Here is a 17,183-nt window from a genome sequence, read left to right on the forward strand (position 1 = left end):
AAAGAAAGAGGGGATAACGGGGGCAATGACCTCAGGCTGAAGTGCCTTGCAGGTTGAGCTGGTCAAGCCTGTCCAGGTCGGTGGTGATGCCGGTGCTCTGCCGGATGCGCGCCAGGATCTCGGCACGCAGTTCGCGAAACGGCGCCGTGTGTTTCATCTCCTGGGTGCGCTGGGCCGGCAGCGGTACCGCGAACGTGCTGTGGATGCGTCCGGGGCGCGGCTGCATCAGCACCACGCGCTGGCCCAGGTAGATGGCTTCTTCCACGTCGTGGGTGACAAAGATGATGGTGGTTTTTTCAACCCGGTGAATGTGCAGGATCAGGTCATGCATGACCTCGCGCGTCTGCGCGTCCAGGGCGCCGAAAGGCTCATCCATCAGCAAGATCGAAGGCCGGCCCATCAGGGCCCGGGCAATCGCCACCCGCTGCTGCATGCCGCCCGACAACTGGTTCGGATAGGCCGAACTCACCTTGCTCAGGCCGATCAGGTTCAGCAGCGCATCGGCGCGCCCGGAGGCGGCTTCCACGTCGGAGGACGTCAGATTTTCCCGGTTGACCTTGAGTTGGCGGCTGAACTTGATGTTGTCGATAACGCTGAGCCAGGGATACAGGCTGTAGTGCTGGAACACCATGGCGCGGTCTGCGCCCGGGCTGTTGATCGACTGGCCATCGCACAGCACCTCGCCGCTGGTGCGGTATTCGAGCCCGGCAAGAATCCGCAACAAAGTCGATTTGCCGCAGCCCGACGCCCCCACGAGCGTGACGAACTCGTTGTCTTCAATGCTGAGGTTCACGTCCTGCAGCGCGGGGATCTGGCCGGCGGCGGCAGCGAATATCTTGCCGACATTTTTGATGTTGACTTTGGACATGGTTTTAGCCTCTCGCCTGTGACCAGGGGAACAGACGGCGATGCAGCCAGCGAAAGCCCTGGTCGATCAACAGGCCAATCACCCCGATCAAAATGATTCCGCCAAAAATCGTGTCGGTCTTCAGGTAGCGTTGCGCCTTCAAAATGGCATAACCCAAGCCGGAATTGGCAGCCACCAGCTCGGCCACCACCAGGTAGGTCCAGGCCCAGCCCATCGTGATGCGCAGCGTGTCGAGCATCGCCGGCTTGGCCGATTGCGACAGCACCAGGCGGATCATTTCGTAGCGCGTTGCGCCCATCGTGAGGGCCGCTTCGATCTGCGCCATCGGCACCTGCCGGACGTTCTCGGCCACCATCAGCACCATCTGGAAAAATGTGCCGATGAAGATGATGGATATCTTGGCGCTTTCACCAATGCCCAGCCACAGCATGACCAGGGGAATGAAGGCCACGGCCGGCATATAGCGGATGAAATCGGTCAGGGGTTCGAGCAGGGCCTCGACTGGGCGGAAGGCCCCGATCAGCAGACCCAGCGGCAAGGCCAATGCAGCTGACAACAAAAAGCCAGCAGCGACCCGGTAGATGCTTATCGCAGCATCCCCCATCAGGTCATCCTCGAGCAGCCAGGTCACCATGCGGGTGAACACGTTCAATGGCCCGGGCAGGAACATCGGGTCAACCCAGCCCGAGGCAGAAAGGGCCGCCCAGGCGGCGAAGGGAAGCAACAGCCCCAGCGCGGCAAACATCCAGTACTGCCGTCGGGATAGATGACCCGCGATGCGCCAGATGCCCGGGCGCGCGGGTGGCAAAAATTTTTCGGACAATGCGGGCTCCAGAAGTTGAAGGAAAAAGCCAAGAGAGGACGGCGATACACACCATCTCCTCCCGGGCTTTTATCCCTCCGTGGAGCCGCATGAATGCGGCCGACAGCTCTCGGACCAGACAGCGCCATTCGACATGGCGCCCGGAACCCTAGCGGTCTGACAAGTAAAGTGGCGCTGTAATCAGCACGACACCTCTCTTGCAAGACAATAAGCAAATTCAATGCCAGATTTCTGGCATCAGGGTCAACCTGTCGCGATGCAACAGCCGTCATCTGGGCCATTCGCCTTGTTGAACATCAAGTGATGTGCACCAAATCAGGGAAAACGCACTCCCATGAGGCCTATTCCGGGCCATCGCCCTTTTCTGGCAGATTCCAGGGCCTAAATGCTTGAATCTGTGCAGTCCCACTCAATGACCTGCCAGGGTAAGGTTGAAAAATCGCCCTCGATTCGTGCCTGAAATTCGGACTCGTGGTGCAACCGGCAAGGCAGGCTGCGGCCTTCGAGTTCAGGCAGCGTGGAATGCTCGATCGTCCAGCGGCCGGCGTCAAGGCGGCCAAAGGAGATTTCAAAATCCAGTATCTCGCGGGCCATATCAGGATGCCGGGCAACAACATCGGCCAGCGATGGCTCCGTTTCTCTGTCAGGCGACAAGGCCAGGCGCCGGGGACGAACACGCATCAGATAACGGCCCGCCACCAGCACCCTTTCGGCATTGTCCTGCCCTGTTTCGTCCAGGCCGGCCAGCACAATGGACCGGCCGGTGGAACCGGGCAGGCGCTCCCAGACCTCGAGATACGACGCATGCAGGCCCGTTTCAATCACACGATCAGGCCCGTCAAAGAGCATCACGCCAGCATCCGCCGCCTCCCGTGCCGGCTGAAAGTCGCTCAGGCGGTGCCAGGTGCAGACTTCTCCTGCCGCCTGCTGCCGGACTTGGGTCATGCCGCAAAATCCCTGCTGGGCGGCAAGCCTGAGCGCCAGTGGCTGTCCGGGCTGCGCACCTGGCGCCTGTGCGGTCACGGGCCGGGCCATCAGGGGAATGCGCAGGTCGGCATGCCAGACACTGGTCTGCAGCCAGCGTACAAAACTGCGGTCGTCGCGCACCCCCGGTGCTTCCAGCAGCGTGCGTGCCCAAACACCGCGGTAGCGGTCCGGCACGGCAGACCCGCCGGCGCCTGGCAAGACGCCGGTTTGAACCGCGCTCATTCGCAGGCCATCGGAAAGACCGGCAGCGAACGGTAAAACGCCATGTCGTGGTTGGGCCAGATGCGGGCGCCGGTCTCAACGGCCAGCGCCTTCAGCTTGCGGATGCTGTCCACGGCCTGCTGTTCGCGGGCCTGCCACAAGGTACCAGGCGCCACCTCGTCATCGAGGTTTTCCTGCAGATCGGCGGCATCGCCGGCCAGCAGCACCGGCGGCCCCTTGGGGAGTTCGACCAGCATCGACATGTGGCCGACGGTGTGCCCCGGCGAGGCCACCGCATGCACGCCGGGCAGCAGCGTGTACTCGCCCTGCCTGAGCCTGAACTGCAGCGGCGCGCCGGCCTCGTCCTGCAGGTCGTCGGCAAAGACCGCCCGGTCGGCGCCGCTGCGCGCCACCGCCATTTCATCGCGCTGCACATGAATCTCCGCTCCGCAGCCGCAGCGCCGCAAGTCCTTGAGCCCGCCGGCATGGTCGAAATGCAGGTGGCCAATGAAAATCACATCGACATCGGCTGGCGTAAGCCCCAGGCGCGCCAGATGGCGGGGAATGCGCTGCTCATCACGCATCTCCGGCGCGCCGAACTCGAACACCGCCGGGTCGTAGTAACGGGCACTTGCCAACGGGTCGTTGATCTTGGCATGGTCGCAACCCACGTCGTAAAGGATGCGTCCGTTGGCCGTTTCAATCAGGTAGGCCAGGATGGGCGCTTCAATCTGCTGGCCGCGGCCGCGGTTGAAGGTCGAGATGGACTTGTCGTAGCGATGCGTTGCGGTCAGTAAGGGCCATAATTTTTTGACTTGGGTCATGGGATCTCTTTGTGGCTGGGCGCGCCGCGTAGCGCTTGCAGCAATTGATCGGTGGTGGCCACACGGCCGAAAATCCCGCCCTCGACGCCGATCATTGCCAGCGCCGGCGCCTGCAAGGCGGGATCGCTCGCGGCAGTGGCATCGGCCACGGTGACGCAGGCATAGCCCCGGTCCACCGCTTCGCGCAGCGTCGAATGCACGCACACCTCGGGGTGACGCCGCAGACAATCAGTTGGCGAATGCAGCGGTTCGTTAACAGCTGCGCCAGCCCGGTCTGGTAGAACGCGCCGTAGCCGGGCTTGTCAATCACCGCTTCACCTGTGGCCGGCTGCAACTCGTCAATGAAGTCATGCCCGTATTCGCCGCGCACCAGCAGCCGGCCCATGGGCCCAACGCTGCCGATGGGCGCGCCGGCCTGCCGGCTGCGCTGCATTTTTTCGGCCGGGCAATCGGACAGGTCGGGCAGGTGACCTTCTCGCGTGTGCACGACCAGCAGGCCCGCGCCCCGCGCGGCGTCGAGCAGCCGGCGGATCTGACCGATGGGCCCGGCCAGCCGCGCCACATCGAGCCCGGCGCGCGCCGCGTAGCCGTGCGGACTGCAAAAATCGCGCTGCATGTCGATCACCAGCAGCGCCGTGTCGGCGACTTCAATCGTCCAGGCAAGAGGTTTCACGGCCAGCCCGATTTCAGCGAAAGCCGGTGGCAATGGCCTGGGCGATGCGCGCCGAAACTTCCTGCGCCAGCAGCCGGCCCTTGGCCGCGTCCGCGCCACGCGCCGACGACAGCACGCCCGATGGCGGCACCCAGTCGCTGCGCGCAGGGTAGATGTCGTAGGGCGGAAAATCGGCCGGTCCGTCGTCGGGAATCAGGTCCAGCCGCACCAGCGACGGGTGGTAGTGCAGCATCATGGAGGTTTCCATCACGGCCGCATGCTCCAGCGCAAAACCCGGGAAGCCTTCGGGAAAAACATGCGTCAGCGTTGCAGGGGTCATGAAATCCCAGTATTCCAGCCGCATGACCTCCAGCGTGGCGCCGGGCCCGACATCGCGCAAACCCAGGTCGATGCCTTCGATGAGGAACCACTGGTTTTCATAATGTCCGTTGAGTACCACCAGCCGGTTGACGCCGTGGCGGGCAAACTCGCGCACGGCGTCGCGCACCGAGCCGATGAGGGTGGCCGCGTCCACACTGGTGGTGCCGCAGAAATGCTGGCCGCCGCCGCACTTGGGCTGGGATTTGTAGCCATACGACAAGGTAGGCGCCACCAGGCCGCCGACCCGGACGGCGGCGTCAAAGGCCACGGCGGCCGACAGCAGCGCATCCGTGCCCAGCGGCAGGTGCGGGCCGTGCTGCTCCAGCGCGCCGACCGGCAGGAAAACCGGGGGCTTGTCCCCGGTCATGCGGGCCTGGTAATCGACCCAGGACAATTCGTTCATCCAGACGGTGCTCATGTTGACTCCTTTGGAACAGTGACAAGTGGCAGGCCGGGCTCGCCGGCGTCGGTGGCTTCGACCAGCGCGGCCAGGGCAATCAGGGCGCTGCCCAGCCATTCAACAGGCGACATCTGTTCGCTGCCCAGCCAGGTCGCACTGAGCACGGCCACCAGCAATTCGGCCACCATGACGATGCCGGCGCGGCCGCTTTCCAGATGGGTCACGCCGTACTGCCAGGTGGCCGTGGCCAGCAGCAGCCAGACAAAGCCATAGGCCAGCACGGCCAGTAAAACCGGTGCCGACACGGCCGGCACGGCAGCGCCCTGCCCGAGCACGGCGGCCAGCGCCAGCACGCTGCAGCCCAGGAACACGGCCACCGTCTTGGAACGCAGCGGAATCGCCTGCGCCGCGCGCGCAATCAGGTTGTTGCCCGCAAACGCGAGGCCCGCCGACAAGGCCAGCCAGTCGGCCGTGCTCAGCGGCGACTGCAAGGCGCGGACACCGCCAATCACGAACCACAAACCGGTCAGCGCCAGCGCGACCGCGATGATGCGCCGGCGACGCACCCGCTCGCCCAGGAACAGCCAGCCGCCCAGGACGGACCAGACCGGCGACAGGTAGAACAAAAACATCACGCGCACCACGTCGCCCAGCATCAGCGCGTAGACAAAAGACGTGTTGGCCCAGCCCCCCACCAGCGCCAGCGCCAGCAGCAGGCCGGTTTGCGAACGCCAGGCAGCCCGCTCGCGCCACAGCAGCATGAAGGTGCACAGGCTGACCAGGCCATAGGCCAGCAGCGAGAGCACCGGGCCGGACAGGCCCATCGCCACAAACTGCTTGAGCGGCCACCAGGACAACCCCCAGAGCGACGAGGAAAACAGCAGCACGGCCACCGGCCAGGCGGCAGGTCGGGGTGAAACGGATAGAGACGGCGTCACGGCGTGGTCAATCCGGTTCAGCCCATGACCGAGCCGCCATTGGGGCCGAGCACCTGGCCACAGTAAAAGCGCGACAGGTCAGAGGCCAGAAACAGCGCGGTGGCGGCAATCTCGTCCGGCTCGGCAATGCGCCGCTGGGGGATGTCCAACTCCTTGGCGAGCCACTGCGGGCTCATGGCGTCGAGCGACATCATGGCCGTGTTGACCGGCCCCGGTGCAATCGCATTGACACGGATCGCCGGGGCGAACTCGCGCGCCAGCGCCCGCGTCAGGCCGATCACGCCGGCCTTGGCGGCGCAGTAGGGCGCGTAGTGTTCGCGCCCCAGCACGGCCAGGTCAGAGGCGATGTTGATGATGACGCCGTGCCCCTGCGCCTCCATGCCAGGAAAAAAGGCGCGCGCGGTCAGGAACACCGACTTCAGGTCGACGGCCAGCATGCGGTCCCAGTCGTCCTCTGTGGTGTCGAGAAATGGTTTTTCCTGGATGATGCCGGCGTTGTTGACAAGCACGTCGACGGTGCCGCAACGCTGCGCGGCCTGTGCCGCCAGACCGGCCACATCGGCCGACCGGCTGACATCGGCCTCGATCGCCCAGGCCTGGGCGCCCAGGCTGTGGATCTCGCGCACGAGTGCGGCGGCCTCGTCAGCCCGCCCCAGATGGTTGACCAGCACGGCCGCGCCGGCCTGCGCAAAGGCCAGCGCGATGGCGCGCCCGATACCGCTGCTGGCCCCGGTCACCAGCGCGGTGCGGCCGGACAGGGACAGCTCGAACGCCGCAGTCATCAGCCCATCACCTCGCCGTTGCTCACCACGATGGCCTGGCCGGTCAGCGGCGCCGCATCGACGCTGGCCAGGAAGAGATAGATTCCGGCAATGTCAGCTGGCGCCAGCATGGCCGGCAGGGCCTGCCGGGACAGCAGTTCGCGCTCGATCTCGGCTTCGCTGCGGCCTTGCTGCTGCGCCATGCTGGCCAGCGAGCGCAGGGCGGCATCGGTGCGGATCCAGCCCGGACAGACCGCATTGACGCGGATGCCGCGCGCTGCGAGCTCAAAGGCCAGCGACCGCGTCAGGCCGATCACCGCGTGCTTGCTGGCCACATAGGCCGAAAAGTCGGCCACGCCGGTCTTGCCCCAGATTGACGACTGGTTGATGACGCTGGCCCCGGCGGGCATCAGCGGCAGCAGCGCGCGCGTCAGGCGCACCATGCTGACCACGTTGTTGTCCAGCAAACCGGCCCAGCGCGCCATCGCGTCGGGCGCGCTGCTGTCGATCGGTGTCGGGTATTCGCTGCCGGCATTGTTGATGAGCACATCGACGCGCGCGCCTTGCGCCTGCAACTGCGAAGCCAGCATGGAAACCTGCGCGTCGTCGCCCAGGTCGCACACGGCCGTGCTGACCTTGTTTGGCGCGGCCAGCGCATCGGCAAGGCGCAGCAGGCTGTCTGCCTCGCGGTCCAGCAGCATCAGGCTGGCGCCCTGGGCGGCAAACGCGTGCGCCAGCGCACGGCCAATGCCGCCGCCTGCACCGGTCAGCACCACGGTTTTGCCCTCCAGGGCATAGCACGGTGCCACGCTAGACCGCCGTCAGGAAAGACACGCCAACGGCGCCCAGAAAACCATGCGTGCGTCCGCTTGCGCCCGGGGCCTGGATGTGGCCGTAGTCGCTGGCCAGCACGCGCTTGACGCGATTGACGTGAAAACTGTGCAGCAGCTCACGCACCGTGACGACCTGCGCGTAACTGTCGGGATAAAGCTCGCGGTGAAAAGCCGGCAGGCGGTGCCAGGGCGCCGTGGGCCGCTCGTGGTGCGCGTTGTGAAAGCCAAAGTTCAGCCAGACCAGGTTGAGCCATTTGCTGTTCAGGCCCACGATGTCGCTGTAGGTGTTGGCTTGCTCGTAGGCGCGGTCGCGCAGTTTGTCGCCAGGCACCGGCTGGTCGTCCAGAATCGGATAGGCGTCGTAGGTGTGCTGAAAACAGTCGGCAAAGCGCAGCACGGTGACAAACACCAGGTAAGCCGCGAAGTACAGCAGCAGCGCCTTGACCGACCACCAGCCCAGCGCCGCCAGCAGGCTCAGGCGAACGGCGGCGATGGCCAGCACGCGCCCGCGCGCCGCATGCCGGCGCTCGTCACGAAAAGGCAGCACCACGACAAAGGCCCGCATCAGGAACTCCACGGCCGGAAAATAAGCCCATTCCAGCGCCAGCACGCCGTTTCGCAGCCAGGCCGGCGCGCGCAGCAGGAAGCCGCGCACATCGAAGGTAATCACATCGGCCCTCTCCACATGGTGGCGCATGTGCTTGCGCCGCATGTCGGCAAATGTGGCATAGCAGCTGCCGTTGATCCAGCTCATCACGGTGCCCCAGCGCTGGTTGGCAGCCGGCGTCTTGAAGATGGCCTGATGGGCAAATTCATGAATGAAATAGGCCGACCAGACCAGGGTCTGCGCGACCAGCAAAAAGCCCAGGGCGTTCAGGCCCCAGTTCGGCTGGCCCAGCAGCGCCACACCGGCGCCGTAGCCCAGCAGCGTCAGGGCCAGAGCGGCCACATTGGGCCAGACCCCTTCGGGATAGCGGAAAACCTGCTTCATGATGCAACCTTTTTTCATGGTGCGGTCCCGCGGTGCCCGTCCGCGGGGACGCGCACAGCGAACGCCCGCAGGGATTTACTTCTTGGTCAGCGCGGTGACGAACTGCGCGTCGAACGTGGTTTCGATCGGCGGCACTGCGGTGATCTGGCCCTTGGCTTTGAGCAACTGGCCGATGATCTCGCCGCTGGCGAAATACGAGGTGGTTTCCTTGGCCTTGACGAAAGCCTTGGGCATTTCGGCCAGCGGGATGTTGTACACGCCAAGGAGTTGTTCCTTGACTTCCTTGGCCGAGACGCCCATGAACTTGCCGATGATCCTGGCCGACTCATCGGGCTTGGCTTTCATGTAGGCCAGGCCGTCCAGGTAGGCCTTCATGATGCCGGCAATTTCCGCCGGTTTGGCCTTGATGGCCTTGTCGTCAAACACCAGCACGTCGGCAATCAGACCGGGGGCATTTCTGGATGAAAACACCACCTTGAACTTCTTGCCGTCGCCCTGGCCGAGAATCTGCGACAAGCTGGGCTCGTAGGTCACGCCGATGGGCATCTGGCCCGAGGCCATCGCGGCCGGTACGCCCTCGGGCGTCATGTTGACCGCCACGATGTCCTTGTCGGTCATGCCGTTCGTCTTGAGCGCATAAGACAGCAGAAAGTCCGATGGCGACAGGGGATTGAAGCCCACCTTCTTGCCCTTGAAGTCGGTCACTTTGGTGATGCTGCTCTCCGCCACAATGGCGTCGCCACCGTTGGAATAGTCAATCGGCATCACCACCTTTTGCGCCTTGCCGCCGGCCACCTGGCCGACCACCTGGTCATAGGTCAGCATGGCGCCGTCCAGCGCGCCCGACGCCATGGCCGACGGAATCAGGGCCGGATCGTTAAAGACCTGCAGCGACACCTTGAGGTTGTATTTTTTGTACAAATCGAGCGCGTCAGCCACATAAAAAGGGCCGTACCCGATCCAGACCACAGTGCCAATTTTCATGCTCGCCGGGCCGGCGGCGAATGCCGATGCCGCCGCCAGGGCAACCGCCAGACCCAGTGCAGGCTTGAACAGACGACCGAGCAACGACGGCGCAGCGTTGCGTGAAGAAGAAAAACCGGATGATGTCATGACGAGGCTCCTGAAGGTGAGGGACGGGCGCAGGAAAATACGATTGGTACATCGTTCTCCCGGGCTTTTATCCCTCCGTGGAGCCTCTTGCGAGGCCGGGGCACTCTCGGACCAGACATCGGCCGAATTGATCCTTCGGCGACCGGAACCCTAGTGCCCCTACGTTAGAAGCATTTGCACATCAACTGTACAAATCGCTTTTCTTGCAAAAGGGTTGAACGCAATACGCGTGCCATCTTTTTTACCTGCGGATGGCCTGTCCGGCCATGGATTTGGCACCACCCTGATCCAGCCAGGTGCAGTTGGTCATTGCCCTTGCGGTTGCAGCGCATTGTGTTGGTGCGCAAAATACGCCTTGCCCCGCACACGTTATTCCCTGGCGCCTGCCAGCAGGTTCTTGTCAGGCCCTCATTCTTGGAGATTCCATGCCCAGTATTTACGACTATCAAGCCCGCCAGATCGACGGCCAGGACCTGGCCCTGTCGGCCTTCAGGGGCCAGGTCATGCTGATCGTCAACACCGCCAGCCAGTGCGGCTTCACGCCGCAGTTCGGCGGCCTGGAAGAACTGCACAAGACCTATGGCGGCAAAGGCCTGGCGGTGCTGGGGTTTCCGTGCAATCAGTTCGGCGCACAAGACCCAGGCCCGGACAGCGAAATTGCCAGCTTCTGCCAGGTCAACTACGGCGTGACGTTTCCGATGATGTCCAAGGTCGATGTCAACGGCCCGGCTGCCCATCCGCTGTACCAGTGGCTGTCGAGTGAGGCGCCCGGCCTGCTGGGCAGCAAGGCCATCAAGTGGAACTTCACCAAATTCCTGGTCGGCAAGGACGGCCAGGTGTTGAAGCGCTATGCGCCGCTGGACAAGCCGGCCGACCTGGCCAAAGACATTGAAGCCGCGCTGGCCGCCTGAGCCGGCGAAAGGTGTTCAGGGAAATCTGAAAATGCAAACGCAGGTGCGAAAACCTGTCGCTTGCGTCTCGCTTCAAACCCACCCCACCCTGTCAATTCATAGACAAAATGGCTGTTTGCGCAATACTGGCAAACACTGACAGCTATTGATTCAATAGCGCCGAATCCAGCACTTCAACCCAGTGCCGCACCGGCGTGGCCGTGCCGCTTTGCAGGTGGGTGATGCAGCCAATATTGGCTGACACGATCACCTCGGGCGCCATGTCGCCCAGATTGGCCAGCTTGCGGTCGCGCAACTGGTAGGCGATTTCTGGCTGGAGCACTGAATAAGTGCCCGCCGAGCCGCAGCACAGGTGCGCCTCGTTCAGGGACACCTTGATGTCAAAGCCCAGGCTGCCCAGGTGCTGCTCGACGCCGCCGCGCAGCTGCTGGCCGTGCTGCAGCGTGCAAGGTGGATGAAACGCCAGTTTGGGCGCGCTGGCAGCGATTTTTTTCACCAGGTCGGGCCGGCTGGCCTGCAGCGATTCGGCAATGACCGGCAGCAGCTCGCTCAGGTCGCGGGTCAGCTCGCTGATGCGTGCGGCTTTTTCGGCATACGCCGGATCGTCCTTCAGGATGAAGCCGTACTCCTTGACCGTGACGCCGCAGCCCGAGGCGTTCATCACCAGCGCTTCGATGCCGCTCTCGACGTGCGGCCACCAGGCGTCAATGTTGCGGCGCATTTCGGCCTTGCCACCGTCCTGGTCGTTCAGGTGGAATTTCACCGCGCCGCAGCAGCCGGCCTTGGCCGCCACGACAGTCTGGATACCGGCAGCGTCCAGCACACGGGCCGTGGCCGAATTGATGTTGGGCATCATCGCGGGCTGCACGCAACCCGAGAGCATCAGCATTTTTCGGGCATGCGAGCGTGTTGGCCAGGCGCCGGCGGCCTGTTTGGCGGGCACCTTGTTCTTCAGCGAATGCGGCAGCAGGCCGCGCACCGCCTGGCCCATCTTCATGGCAGGGGCGAAGAGGGGCGACGGCAGGCCTTCCTTGAGCGCCCAGCGCACGGCGCGGTCGCTGGCCGGACGCGGCACGCGTTCATCGACCAGCTTGCGGCCAATGTCGATCAGGTGGCCGTACTGCACGCCGCTGGGGCAGGTGGATTCACAGTTGCGGCAGGTCAGGCAGCGGTCCAGGTGCAACTGGGTCTTGCGCGTTGGCACTTCGCCTTCAAGCACCTGCTTGATCAAATAGATGCGGCCGCGCGGACCGTCCAGCTCGTCGCCGAGCAGCTGGTAGGTCGGACAGGTGGCAGTGCAAAAACCGCAGTGCACGCATTTGCGCAGGATGGCTTCGGCCTGCAGGCCGTCGGGTGTGTTCTGGAATTCGGGGGCGAGTTGTGTCTGCATGGTGTTCTTCAGGTACTTTGACGGGCGGTTTTGCGCCGGATGATGCGCACGAGGTCGGAATACAGCGGCGGCAGGCTCATCCCCAGCAGCAGCAGGGCCAGCGGAATGACCCAGGTGAAACCGACATGCTTGAAGCCCGCTGCGCCGACGATGCCGCCGCCGATAAAGGCCGCCAGCAGCGTGCCGAGCAGCCGCAGCTTGATGCGGTTGGCGCGCACGCGCGATTCGAACGGGCTGGCCGTGCGGTTCCAGTAAAACAGTTTGCCCAGCTCGATGCCGATGTCGGTCACGATGCCGGTCATGTGGGTGGTGCGGATTTGCGACGACGAAATCTTGCTGACCAGCGCGTTTTGCAGCCCCATGGTGAAGGACAGCACCAGCACGGTGAACGGGACGGCAAACGGCGTCTGGCGGTTCAGCGTGGCGCCCATCAGGCCAAACAGCAGCAGCAGCAAGGCTTCGACCAGCAGGGGCAGCGCATATTCGCTGCGCAACGAATGCTGGCGCGCCCAGTTCACCTGAATGGCGGTGAATGCCGCACCGCAGGTGAAGGCCAGCAAGGCCCCAATGGCGCTCAGCACCAGGCGCATGTTGCCCAGCACCAGGTTGTCGGCCAGCAGCGAGGCAAAGCCGGTCATGTGCGAGGTGTACATCGCCACCACCAGGAAGCCGCCGGCATTGATGGCACCGGCATTGAACGCCAGGATGCCGCCCAGCAGGCGGTTGGTGGACGCCGTCCGGTGCTGGCTGGTCAGGTGGCGAAAACGGCGCATGCGCTGCTTCAGCCGTCCATCGGCATGCGGCCCGGATTGAAGATGCCGGCCGGGTCAAACTGCTTTTTGAGTTCGCGCTGGATGCGCGACTGCACCGGAGACAGCGGCGTGAACACCGGCACGTTTTCCGGCATCAGGGCAGCGCGCCTGAACAAGGTGGCATGGCCGCCCGCCTGCGCGGCCAGCTGGCGCAGCTGCGCAGCCGCAGACGCCGGCGCCCAGAGCCAGCGCAGGCCGCCGTGCCATTCAACCAGGGAGGCATAGGGCAAATCCATCGCCGGCGCGGTCTGCGGCACGCTCAGACGCCACAGGCAGGCATCAGGCGAAGGCGGCTGCGCGAAAAACGGCAGGGTTTGCTCGCGGCAGGCCATCCAGTCGGCGCTGGCTTGCGCGTTGTCCATGGGCACCGCCTGGCCACCGGCCGCCTGCACATCGGCCACCATGCGCGGGCACGCGGCCTCGACGGCGGCCAGGGCACCGCGCAGGCGAACAAACAAGAAGTCCTGTGCCGGTGCAGCGCTTGCATCGTGCACCCAGCAGCTGGCGTTGAGCGGCAGCGGCTGGCCTCCCCAGCGGTTGAGCAGGTTCAGCGCCTTTTGCTGGCTCAAGCCGCTGCACATCAGCGTGGCTTCGCCGGGAACCACCGGCAGCACCTTGAGCGACAACTCCAGCAGCACGCCCAGCGTGCCCAGCGTGCCGGCCATCAGGCGCGAGACGTCGTAGCCGGCGACGTTTTTCATGACCTGGCCGCCGAAGGTCAGGCATTCGCCTTTGCCGTTGAGCAGCACCACGCCCAGCAGGTAGTCGCGCACCGCGCCGCTGCTGGCACGGGCCGGGCCGCTCAGGCCGCTGGCGACCATGCCGCCGACCGTGGCATGCGGGCCGAAGTGCGGCGGCTCGAACGGCAGGCACTGGCCTTGTTCGGCCAGCAGCGCCTCCAGTTCGGCCAGCGGGGTGCCCCCGCGCACAGTGACGACCAGCTCGCTCGGCTCATAGCTGATAACGCCCGAATAATCGGCCATGTCGAGCACGTCGCCGCTGAGCGTTTGGCCGTAAAAGTCCTTGCTGCCGCCGCCACGGATGCGCAAGGGCGTGCCTGCCTTTGCCGCGTCGCGAATGCGCGTGGCCATCAAAGTCGTCATGTCGGTGTCTGCATTCATGGCTGGAATGGTACGCGTGCATGACGTTCAGGAGGTTTGATTTTTTTGAATGCGGCGTGTGCGGTTTTTTCGCAGGCTGGCGGCTGTCGCCTGCGAGAGTCACATCATCTCAATGAACGCTATCAATAAAATAGCTGCATATTCTTTACTGGCGTGCGCAAATGCCTGTTTTTATCAATAAACAAAGGATTGGCCGTCAATCCATGAAGAAATTCACCGGCAGCCCCGGCACCTCGACCGGCATCGACAGCACGCAGCCCGAAGCGGGCCACTGCTGCAGTTCGCCGGCCGGGCGGTTGTGCCGTGCGGTCGCGAGGTAAAGCGTCTTGCGGTCGGCGCCGCCAAAGCAGGGCATGGTCGGGCATTGCGCAGGCACGCCGAACTCGGCCAGCAGCTCGCCGGCGGGCGATAGCTTGAGCAGCCGCCCGCCTTCATACATGGCGACGTAATAGTTGCCTTCGGCATCGACCGCCGCGCCGTCGGGGCGGCCGCCATAACCCGGACTGCCCGGCTGCCAGCCTTCGGGTTTGCCGGGCCATGCACGGAACACGCGCTCGCGGCTGAGGGTGTTGCTGGCGCCATCCCAGTCCCAGGCGCGAACCGCATGGCTCGGCGTGTCGGCCCAGTACAACGTGGCCGCGTCGGGCGACCAGGCCAGGCCGTTGGCCGTGGTGGCATCGGCCGCCTTGACATCGAGGAAAGGCGTGCGGCCACCCCGGGCGTCCAGGCAGAAAAGCTGCGCCCGGGCCGCATCGCGCGGTTCGTAAATCGTGCCGGCCCAGAAGCGGCCCAGCGGATCGGCCTTGCCGTCATTGAAGCGCGTGGTGGCCGGGTCGTGCTGCGCAGGCGCGAGCAGCACCAGATCACCCCCCCACTGCCGGGCGCGGTAGATGCCGTCGCGCAGGGCGATGACCAGGCCCGCGCTCTGGCCATTGCTGCGGGCCGGCGCGATGCAGCCGGGCTCGGACGGCAGCGTCCAGCGCTCGACGCTGCCGTCCGAGCCTGTTGACCGGCAGACCTGCCGGGCGGGAATGTCCACCCAGTACAGACGCTGCTCGTCGGGGTGCCAGAACGGCGATTCGCCCAGTTCGCTGGGCTGTGAAATGGCGATTTGCCAGGGCATGTTGCTCTCCTTGGACGCGTGTGGTACAGCGAAGGGGTTCGCCACGAACTGCGACTTTAGCGGCAAAAAAAAGCCCGCTGGCGAGATGCCAGCGGGCCAAACTTCTCAAGGAGACTTCTGTCAGCTTCTCAACCCAAGCAATCTTTAACGGTTGTAGGCAGTTTCGCCGTGCGAGGTGATGTCCAGCCCTTCGCGCTCGTCTTCTTCGTTGACGCGCAGGCCGATGGTCAGGTCAACGACCTTGTAGGCGATGAAAGACACGACACCCGACCACACCACCGTGATCAGCACGGCCTTGGCCTGGATCCACACTTGCGAGACGATCGAGTAGTCGGCGGCAGTGATGCCGGTAGCCGTCACCCAGTCGGCGACAAAGCCGGGGCCGCCCAGGGCGGGCGAATTGAACACGCCGGTCAGCAGCGCGCCGACGATGCCGCCGACGCCATGCACGCCGAACACGTCAAGCGAGTCGTCAGCGCCCAACAGCTTTTTCAGCCCATGCACGCCCCAGAGGCAGGCAAAACCGGCGATAAAACCAATCACCAGACCACCGCCGATGCCGACGTTGCCGGCGGCAGGGGTGATGGCCACGAGGCCGGCCACGGCACCGGAGGCAGCGCCCAGCATCGACGCCTTGCCGCGCATCAGCGCTTCACCGAGGCACCAGGCCAGCACCGCAGCAGCGGTGGCGCCCAGGGTGTTGATGAAGGCCAGGGCGGCAAAGCCATTGGCTTCCAGCGCCGAGCCGGCGTTGAAACCGAACCAGCCCACCCACAGCAGCGAAGCACCGACCATGGTCAATGTCAGGCTGTGCGGTGCCATGGCTTCCTTGCCGTAGCCAATTCGTTTGCCCACCATGAAGGCGCCGACCAGACCGGCCACGGCCGCATTGATGTGCACCACGGTGCCGCCGGCAAAGTCCAGCGCGCCCGACTGCCAGATATAGCCGGCCTTGCTGGTCATGGCGTCCACCACATCCGGGCTGGTGTAGGCGTCAGGGCCCATCCAGAACCAGACCATGTGGGCCATCGGCGCGTAGCTGAAGGTGAACCAGATGACCATGAACAGCAGCACGGCGGAGAACTTGATGCGCTCGGCAAAGGCACCGACGATCAGGCAGCAGGTGATGCCGGCAAAGGTGGCCTGGAAGGCGGCGAACACGATTTCAGGAATTACCACACCCTTGCTGAAGGTCGCGCCATTGGCAAAAGTGCCGGCGACGTTGTCCCAGATGCCTTTCATGAACAACCGGTCAAAGCCGCCGATGAAGGCATTGCCCTCGGTGAACGCCAGGCTGTAGCCGTAGATGAACCACAGCACGACGATCAGGGAGAACGTCACCATGACCTGCATCAGCACCGACAGCATGTTCTTGCTGCGCACCAGGCCGCCATAAAACAGCGCCAGGCCGGGCACGACCATCAGGATCACCAGAATGGTCGAGACCATCATCCAGGCGGTGTCGCCCTTGTTGGGCACCGGGGCTGCTGCGGCGGCAGGAGCCACTGCGGCAGCCGCTGGTGCAGCCATGGCAGTGGTTGTGGCGGGAGCCGCGGATACGGAGGAGGAGGCAGCAGCGGCAGGCGTTTCTGCCGGGGTTTGCGCCAGAGCGAAAGCGCCGGTGCCGAGCAAGCTCAGTCCGAGTAGCAGGGAAGCAATCAATTTTTTCATGGCAATGGTTCTCTTTTATTTCAGGAGGGAGACGTTAGAGTGCGTCATTGCCGGTTTCGCCGGTACGGATGCGCACGACCTGCTCAAGGTCGTACACGAAAACCTTGCCATCGCCGATCTTGCCGGTGCGCGCCGAGGTCTCTATGGCTTCGATCACGCGTTCCACCAGATCCTCGGACACGGCTGCCTCGATCTTCACCTTGGGCAGGAAATCGACAACATACTCGGCGCCCCGGTACAGCTCGGTATGGCCCTTCTGACGGCCAAAGCCCTTGACTTCGGTCACGGTGATGCCTTGCACACCCATGCCTGAGAGGGCTTCGCGCACCTCGTCCAATTTGAACGGTTTGATGATGGCAGTGACAAGTTTCATTTCAGTTTTC

At 64.2% G+C, this 17,183-nt stretch carries 19 protein-coding genes and 2 riboswitches; of the genes, 1 reads left to right on the forward strand and 18 read right to left on the reverse strand.

From position 1 onward, the window contains the following. Positions 1–31: 31 nt before the first annotated feature. The 12 genes from H4V98_RS01910 to H4V98_RS01965 all read right to left on the reverse strand — a co-directional run bounded on the left by H4V98_RS01910 (position 32) and on the right by H4V98_RS01965 (position 9,772). The gene (locus H4V98_RS01910; protein ID WP_196864407.1) at positions 32–868 is read right to left on the reverse strand and encodes an ABC transporter ATP-binding protein; all 837 of its coding nucleotides are present in this window, start codon (positions 866–868) and stop codon (positions 32–34) included. A 4-nt stretch (positions 869–872) separates the two neighbouring features. After that, positions 873–1,691 carry an ABC transporter permease gene (locus H4V98_RS01915; RefSeq protein ID WP_231374830.1) on the reverse strand — a complete coding sequence of 273 codons (819 nt, stop codon included), beginning with the start codon at positions 1,689–1,691 and terminating at the stop codon, positions 873–875. 56 nt (positions 1,692–1,747) lie between these two features. Beyond that, positions 1,748–1,854: riboswitch (guanidine-I (ykkC/yxkD leader) on the reverse strand. A gap of 218 nt (positions 1,855–2,072) precedes the next feature. Continuing rightward, positions 2,073–2,900: a hypothetical protein gene (locus H4V98_RS01920; RefSeq protein WP_196864408.1), complete on the reverse strand. Its 828-nt coding sequence runs from the start codon at positions 2,898–2,900 to the stop codon at positions 2,073–2,075. After that, positions 2,897–3,703: an N-acyl homoserine lactonase family protein gene (locus H4V98_RS01925; protein WP_196864409.1), complete on the reverse strand. Its 807-nt coding sequence runs from the start codon at positions 3,701–3,703 to the stop codon at positions 2,897–2,899. The genes H4V98_RS01920 and H4V98_RS01925 overlap by 4 nt, the downstream gene beginning before the upstream one ends. Then, positions 3,700–3,879: a hypothetical protein gene (locus H4V98_RS01930; RefSeq protein ID WP_348535214.1), complete on the reverse strand. Its 180-nt coding sequence runs from the start codon at positions 3,877–3,879 to the stop codon at positions 3,700–3,702. The genes H4V98_RS01925 and H4V98_RS01930 overlap by 4 nt, the downstream gene beginning before the upstream one ends. After that, on the reverse strand, positions 3,795–4,376 hold the full coding sequence (locus H4V98_RS01935) for an isochorismatase family cysteine hydrolase (RefSeq protein ID WP_280757251.1): 582 nt from the start codon (positions 4,374–4,376) through the stop codon (positions 3,795–3,797). Before H4V98_RS01935 ends, H4V98_RS01930 begins: the two co-directional genes overlap by 85 nt. Before the next feature lie 13 nt (positions 4,377–4,389). Then, positions 4,390–5,154, reverse strand: a complete 765-nt coding sequence (locus tag H4V98_RS01940) for a creatininase (protein ID WP_196864410.1) — start codon at positions 5,152–5,154, stop codon at positions 4,390–4,392. After that, a complete protein-coding gene (locus H4V98_RS01945; RefSeq protein WP_280757252.1) occupies positions 5,151–6,074 on the reverse strand; it encodes a DMT family transporter in 924 nt (307 codons plus the stop codon). Before H4V98_RS01945 ends, H4V98_RS01940 begins: the two co-directional genes overlap by 4 nt. Positions 6,075–6,091: 17 nt before the next feature. Then, positions 6,092–6,856 carry a glucose 1-dehydrogenase gene (locus tag H4V98_RS01950; protein ID WP_196864412.1) on the reverse strand — a complete coding sequence of 255 codons (765 nt, stop codon included), beginning with the start codon at positions 6,854–6,856 and terminating at the stop codon, positions 6,092–6,094. Further along, on the reverse strand, positions 6,856–7,644 hold the full coding sequence (locus H4V98_RS01955; protein ID WP_280757253.1) for an SDR family oxidoreductase: 789 nt from the start codon (positions 7,642–7,644) through the stop codon (positions 6,856–6,858). The genes H4V98_RS01950 and H4V98_RS01955 overlap by 1 nt, the downstream gene beginning before the upstream one ends. Before the next feature lies 1 nt (position 7,645). After that, positions 7,646–8,659, reverse strand: a complete 1,014-nt coding sequence (locus H4V98_RS01960) for a fatty acid desaturase (protein ID WP_231374829.1) — start codon at positions 8,657–8,659, stop codon at positions 7,646–7,648. A gap of 75 nt (positions 8,660–8,734) precedes the next feature. Next, a complete protein-coding gene (locus H4V98_RS01965) occupies positions 8,735–9,772 on the reverse strand; it encodes an ABC transporter substrate-binding protein (RefSeq protein WP_196864414.1) in 1,038 nt (345 codons plus the stop codon). Between the two features lie 54 nt (positions 9,773–9,826). Next, positions 9,827–9,937: riboswitch (guanidine-I (ykkC/yxkD leader) on the reverse strand. Between the two features lie 260 nt (positions 9,938–10,197). Here H4V98_RS01965 and H4V98_RS01970 point away from each other — a divergent pair. Further along, entirely contained in the window at positions 10,198–10,683 is a 486-nt protein-coding gene (locus tag H4V98_RS01970; RefSeq protein ID WP_196862670.1) for a glutathione peroxidase, read from the forward strand. Positions 10,684–10,825: 142 nt separating this feature from the next. Here the strand turns inward: H4V98_RS01970 and glcF are convergent, their stop codons facing one another. The 6 genes from glcF to glnK all read right to left on the reverse strand — a co-directional run bounded on the left by glcF (position 10,826) and on the right by glnK (position 17,173). Further along, positions 10,826–12,073, reverse strand: a complete 1,248-nt coding sequence (glcF, locus tag H4V98_RS01975; protein WP_196862669.1) for a glycolate oxidase subunit GlcF — start codon at positions 12,071–12,073, stop codon at positions 10,826–10,828. An 8-nt stretch (positions 12,074–12,081) separates the two neighbouring features. Continuing rightward, on the reverse strand, positions 12,082–12,846 hold the full coding sequence (locus tag H4V98_RS01980) for a YoaK family protein (protein WP_196862668.1): 765 nt from the start codon (positions 12,844–12,846) through the stop codon (positions 12,082–12,084). Positions 12,847–12,854: 8 nt separating this feature from the next. Then, a complete protein-coding gene (gene glcE / locus H4V98_RS01985; protein ID WP_196862667.1) occupies positions 12,855–14,006 on the reverse strand; it encodes a glycolate oxidase subunit GlcE in 1,152 nt (383 codons plus the stop codon). A 196-nt stretch (positions 14,007–14,202) separates the two neighbouring features. Then, positions 14,203–15,129 carry an SMP-30/gluconolactonase/LRE family protein gene (locus tag H4V98_RS01990; protein WP_196862666.1) on the reverse strand — a complete coding sequence of 309 codons (927 nt, stop codon included), beginning with the start codon at positions 15,127–15,129 and terminating at the stop codon, positions 14,203–14,205. A 144-nt stretch (positions 15,130–15,273) separates the two neighbouring features. Next, positions 15,274–16,800: an ammonium transporter gene (gene amt, locus H4V98_RS01995; protein ID WP_196862665.1), complete on the reverse strand. Its 1,527-nt coding sequence runs from the start codon at positions 16,798–16,800 to the stop codon at positions 15,274–15,276. Positions 16,801–16,834: 34 nt separating this feature from the next. Beyond that, positions 16,835–17,173 carry a P-II family nitrogen regulator gene (glnK, locus tag H4V98_RS02000; protein ID WP_196862664.1) on the reverse strand — a complete coding sequence of 113 codons (339 nt, stop codon included), beginning with the start codon at positions 17,171–17,173 and terminating at the stop codon, positions 16,835–16,837. Between the last annotated feature and the right edge of the window lie 10 nt (positions 17,174–17,183).

This window comes from Polaromonas sp. CG_23.6, from assembly GCF_029892315.1.
In the GTDB taxonomy this organism is placed as follows: Bacteria; Pseudomonadota; Gammaproteobacteria; order Burkholderiales; family Burkholderiaceae_C; genus Polaromonas.